The sequence below is a fragment of the Rhodoferax sp. genome (assembly GCF_014859475.1).
In the GTDB taxonomy this organism is placed as follows: domain Bacteria; phylum Pseudomonadota; class Gammaproteobacteria; order Burkholderiales; family Burkholderiaceae_C; genus Rhodoferax.
In genome coordinates this window covers 1-4,961 of record NZ_JACUUE010000187.1, presented here as the reverse complement: position 1 = coordinate 4,961, position 4,961 = coordinate 1, and the positions used below count along the sequence as shown (strand labels likewise).

Here is a 4,961-nt window from a genome sequence, read left to right as displayed (position 1 = left end):
TGTTCAAGGTCCGTGTGCGGTATCGGGCCGGATACGGGGGGCTCGCAATGACGAAACTGGCGCGCCTTGCGGGAGGCCTGCCCGCCTTACTGCGCCAACCAGCCGCCGTCCATGTTCCAGGCCACGCCGCGCACGTTGTTGCCGGCGGGCGAGCAGAAGAACACCGCCAGCGCGCCGAGTTCTTCGGGGGTGGTGAACTGCAGTGATGGCTCTTTTTCGCCCAGCAGCAGTTTTTTGGCTTCGTCGTTGGACACACCCAGCGCGGCGGCCTTGGCGTCCACCTGTTTTTGCACCAGCGGTGTCAGCACCCAGCCCGGGCAGATGGCGTTGCAGGTGATGCCAGTGGAGGCGTTCTCCAGCGCGGTCACCTTGGTCAGCCCCACCACGCCGTGCTTGGCCGTGACGTAAGCCGATTTTTCAGCCGAAGCCACCAGCCCGTGCACCGAGGCCACGTTAATGATGCGGCCCCAGCCCGCGGCCTGCATGGCCGGCAACGCCAAGCGGGTGGCGTGAAAAGCACTACTCATGTTGATGGCGATGATGGCGTCCCAGCGCTCCGCGGGGAAGTTCTCGATGCGCGCCACGTGCTGGATGCCGGCGTTGTTGACCAGAATATCGACCCGGCCGAACTGCTCGGCGGCAAACGCCATCATGGCCGCAATCTCGTCAGGCCGGCTCATGTCGGCGCCGTGGTAACTCACCTTGACACCCAGCGCAGCAATGGCTGCCTTGGGGCCATCCACATCGCCAAAACCGTTCATGACGATGTTGGCACCCTGGGCGGCCAGGGCCTTGGCAATGCCCAGACCAATGCCGCTGGTGGAGCCGGTAACAAGCGCTGTTTTGCCTTTGAGCATGAGATATTTCTCCGAAAAAAATGGTTGATTGGATCGCGCCGGAAGAGTTCTGGCCGAGTTTGAATTAGGATGCCACCAAGCCATTATCCCGCCTCCAACCTGCCTACCGACTTCGCCATGCTCGAACCCACTCTTGAATTTGTCAACTGCCCTGATGCTCAAGGCAGCCACCGCATGGCCTATTGGCAATGGGGCGAGCCCGCCAGCAGCCATGTGGTGCTGTGCGTGCATGGCCTGACGCGCCAGGGCCGCGACTTCGACGTGCTGGCGCAAGCCCTGTGCCAGCGCGCCGCCGACACCGGCCAAAGCCTGCGCGTGGTCTGCCCCGACGTGGTCGGGCGCGGCCAAAGCGACTGGTTGAAAGACCCGTCTGGCTACCAGATTCCCTTTTATGCGGCCGACATGCTGGCCTTGCTGCAGCAGTTGCAACCCGGCACGCTCGACTGGCTTGGCACCAGCATGGGCGGGCTCATCGGCATGGTGGTGGCCGGCCTGCCCGAAGCCCCCGCGTTTGCAAAAGTTCGCCGCCTGGTGCTCAACGACGTGGGCCCGGTGATCGAATGGCAGGCGCTGCAGCGCATCGGTCAGTACTTGGGCAAGACCGGTGCCTTTGCCACCGAGCAGCTGGCGGCCGATGCCTTGTGGGCGGTGGCCAGCAGCTTCGGCCCGCACACCCCGGCGCAATGGCTGGCGCTGACGCGACCCATGCTCAAACCCCTGGGCGATGGCAGTGGCCGCCTGACACTGCACTATGACCCGGCCCTTGCCGAGCCCTTCAAGGCGGTCACGCCCGAGTCTGCGGCGCAGGGCGAGGCCTTGTTGTGGCAAGCCTATGACCAGATCACGGCCAGCACCCTGCTGGTTCGCGGTGCCGATTCAGACTTGTTGTCACCCGGCACAGCGCGCGCCATGACCCAGCGCGGCCCGCAAGCCCGCCTGCTCGAATTTGCCGGTGTCGGCCACGCCCCCACTTTTGTCGCGCCCGACCAGGTGCAGGCCGTGGTGTCGTTTTTGTTGGAATGAGCATGGAGTCCAACACCCCTGGATTGCCGCGCTACGCTCGCAATGACGAGTCCAGCATCCCTGGATTGCCGCGCTACGCTCGCAATGACGAGTCCAACACCCCTGGATTGCCACGTTTGGGCTCGCAATGACAGCTTTAGCACCGTCATTGCGAGGAGCGAAGCGACGTGGCAATCCATGATGATGACGATCAACGCAAAATATTTCAATGAAAAGCCAAGCACCCGCTACTTCTGACAACAGCGCCATCAAACCCGTATTGCCGGTCGTGGCGGCCACCGCGCACAGCCTGCCAGAGCAGGCCAACACACTGGTGCGCGCGCGCGCTTTTGCCGAGCCGCTGCTGGCCAGCGAACTGCTCGACACGGGTGAAAACATACTGGCCCACGCCGATGCCGTGGCCGACATCCTGCGCAGCATTGGCGGCTCGGAAGCCATGCAGGCGGCCAGCTACCTGGTGTATGCCTGCGACCACCTCAACCGCCCGCAAGAGCTCATCGCCAAAGCCTTTGGCGACAATTTTGCCGCGCTCGCCATGGAAACCACCAAGCTGGTGCGGGTGCAGCGCCAGGCGCGCCTGGCCCAACTGGCGTCGGCGCGCAGCAGCGCTGCGAACCAGCAGGCCGACACCTTGCAGACCGAAAACGTGCGCAAGATGCTGCTGGCGTTCTCGCGCGACCTGCGCGTGGTCATGCTGCGCCTGGCCTCGCGCCTGCAAACCCTGCGCTTTTTTGCCGCCAGCAAATTGCCGGTACCCGACGGCATTGCCGCCGAGGCGCTGCAGGTCTTTGCGCCGCTGGCCAACCGCCTGGGCATCTGGGAAATCAAGTGGGAAATGGAAGACCTGGCGTTTCGTTTTCAGGAGCCCGACACCTACCGCCAGGTGGCCAAATGGCTTGACGAAAAACGCGCCGAGCGCGAGGCCAATGTCGAGCGCCTGCGCGCCACGCTGGAGTCTGAGCTCAACGCCACCGGCCTCAGCGCCAAGGTGTCGGGCCGACCCAAACACATCTACAGCATCATCAAGAAAATGCGCGGCAAGGGCCTTGACTTTGCGCACGTTTACGACGTGCGTGCGCTGCGCGTCATCGTGGCCAGCGTGCCCGAGTGCTACGCCGCCCTGAGCTGGGTGCACAGCCATTTCACGCCCTTGCCGGAAGAATTCGACGACTACATCGCCAAGCCCAAGCTCAACGGCTACCAGTCGCTGCACACCGTGGTGCGCGACAGCGGCGGCCAGGTCTGCGAGATTCAGATCCGCACCCAGGCCATGCACGACCATGCCGAAAACGGCGTGGCGGCCCACTGGGCCTACAAAGAGGCCGGTGCCAAGGGCTACGCCGGGGTTTCGGCCAGCGGCGCTTTTGAGACCAAAATTGCCGTGCTGCGCCAACTGCTCGAATGGGAGCGCGACCTGTCAGGCACCCAGCCCCATGGCGTGTTCGACGACCTCATCTACGCGCTGACACCCGAGGCCGCCATTGTCGAGCTGCCCCAAGGCGCCACCGCCGTTGACTTTGCCTACAGCGTGCACACCAGCCTGGGCCACCGCTGCCGCGGCGCGCGTGTGGACGGAGTCATGGTGCCGCTCAACACGCCGCTCAAAAACGGCCAGACGGTGGAAGTCATCACGGTCAAAGAGGGCGGCCCCTCGCGCGACTGGCTCAATTCCGAGCAGGGTTACCTGGTGAGTCACCGCGCCCGCACCAAAGTGCGGGCCTGGTTCAACGCTTTGGCTTTGGCCAAGACCACCGCCAAAGGCCGCGAAGCCGTCGAAAAACTGCTGCAGCGCGAGGGCAAGACCGCCCTCAAGCTCGACGACCTGGCCGCACAGCTCGGCTTCACCTCGGCGGACGCGCTCTTCGAAGTGGTCGGCAAGGAAGAATTTTCGCTACGCGCCATCGAGCAATTGCTGCGCCCCGACGAGCCGCCCCAGCACGACCTTGAGGCACCGCTCATCCGCAAACCGCGCAGTGACAGCAACCCCAGCAAGGGCGGCCTGCTGGTGGTGGGCGTGGACTCGCTCATGACGCAAATGGCCAAATGCTGCAAACCGGCCCCGCCCGATGCCATTTGCGGCTTCGTCACGCGCGGCAAAGGCGTCAGTGTGCACCGCACGGATTGCCCCAATTTAAAAGAAATGGTCGCCAAAAACGGCGAGCGCCTGATCGACGTCGAATGGGGTCTGAACCAAACTGCCGGTGGTTCGGTGTTCCCGGTTGATGTGGCCGTGCAGGCGCAAGACCGCCAGGGTCTGTTGCGCGACATCTCCGAGGTGTTCACCAAGGAAAAAATGAACGTCATCGGTGTGCAAACCCAGTCCATCAAAGGCACGGCGTGGATGACCTTTACCGTGGAAGTCGCCGACTCGGGCCGCCTGCACAAGGTGCTGGGCCTGGTGGCAGAATTGCCCGGCGTGCGCTCGGCGCGGCGCAGGTAAGCTAATTCGCGGCTCCCTATGGGGCTGTTAATAAATAACCAATCCAATTCAGCCTGACCGGATGCAGTAGTGCCAGTCACCATGGAATTCGTTGCGGTCAATTTTTATGTCCGCCATCTGCGCATCCGAGATGACCAAACCTTTTGGATACTCGGCGGTGTCGAGTTCGGCTTGCACTGTCAAGCCACTGCGCGTTTTGGTGTTGGCAATGAGGTTGACGATGACCTCATGACTGACCAGCGGACGGCCACGCCAATTCATGGTGATGAACGAGAAGAGGCGATGTTCGATCTTGTTCCACTTGCTCGTTCCTGGAGGAAAGTGGTGAACCCCATTGAGTGCCTTGGAGCACCAGATGCGCCGGGTCTCGATGCGTCCATGATCAGGCGGTGTGACCTCCACGAAATGTGGCGCTTTGCGATCCTGAAACAACAACGTCATGTCGTTTTGCCGCGTGGCCTGATTGCCTTTGGCTGTCGAGCAAACGCGTTGCGTTGTTGTTCGAGCTGCTCGGCCAAGACCAAGTCGTGCAGGTGGACCACAGCCGCCTAGCAGCCTGTCGGACACAGCATTTCAAAATTTCCAACTTTGAATTTGCTTAAAAAGCAGGCAATCCTGATTGGATTTTGGCGATTTTGAGT

Annotated in this window: 4 protein-coding genes and 1 pseudogene; 3 read left to right on the top strand and 2 right to left on the bottom strand. The window is 62.4% G+C overall.

What is annotated here, in order from left to right; genetic code table 11:
• Positions 1-86: 86 nt before the first annotated feature.
• Positions 87-857: a 3-hydroxybutyrate dehydrogenase gene (locus tag IBX54_RS12570; RefSeq protein WP_296542997.1), complete on the bottom strand. Its 771-nt coding sequence runs from the start codon at positions 855-857 to the stop codon at positions 87-89.
• A gap of 117 nt (positions 858-974) precedes the next feature.
• Between IBX54_RS12570 and IBX54_RS12565 the strand changes: the two genes are divergently transcribed.
• From IBX54_RS12565 to IBX54_RS12555, 3 genes are all read left to right on the top strand, one after another.
• Entirely contained in the window at positions 975-1,880 is a 906-nt protein-coding gene (locus IBX54_RS12565) for an alpha/beta hydrolase (RefSeq protein WP_296542996.1), read from the top strand.
• Positions 1,881-1,882: 2 nt separating this feature from the next.
• Positions 1,883-2,011, top strand: a complete 129-nt coding sequence (locus IBX54_RS12560; protein WP_296542995.1) for a hypothetical protein — start codon at positions 1,883-1,885, stop codon at positions 2,009-2,011.
• Between the two features lie 77 nt (positions 2,012-2,088).
• The gene (locus tag IBX54_RS12555) at positions 2,089-4,320 is read left to right on the top strand and encodes a bifunctional (p)ppGpp synthetase/guanosine-3',5'-bis(diphosphate) 3'-pyrophosphohydrolase (RefSeq protein ID WP_296542994.1); all 2,232 of its coding nucleotides are present in this window, start codon (positions 2,089-2,091) and stop codon (positions 4,318-4,320) included.
• A gap of 48 nt (positions 4,321-4,368) precedes the next feature.
• Here IBX54_RS12555 and IBX54_RS12550 read toward each other — a convergent pair.
• A pseudogene (locus IBX54_RS12550) lies at positions 4,369-4,644 on the bottom strand (ISAzo13 family transposase); the annotation flags it as partial.
• Positions 4,645-4,961 lie beyond the last annotated feature (317 nt).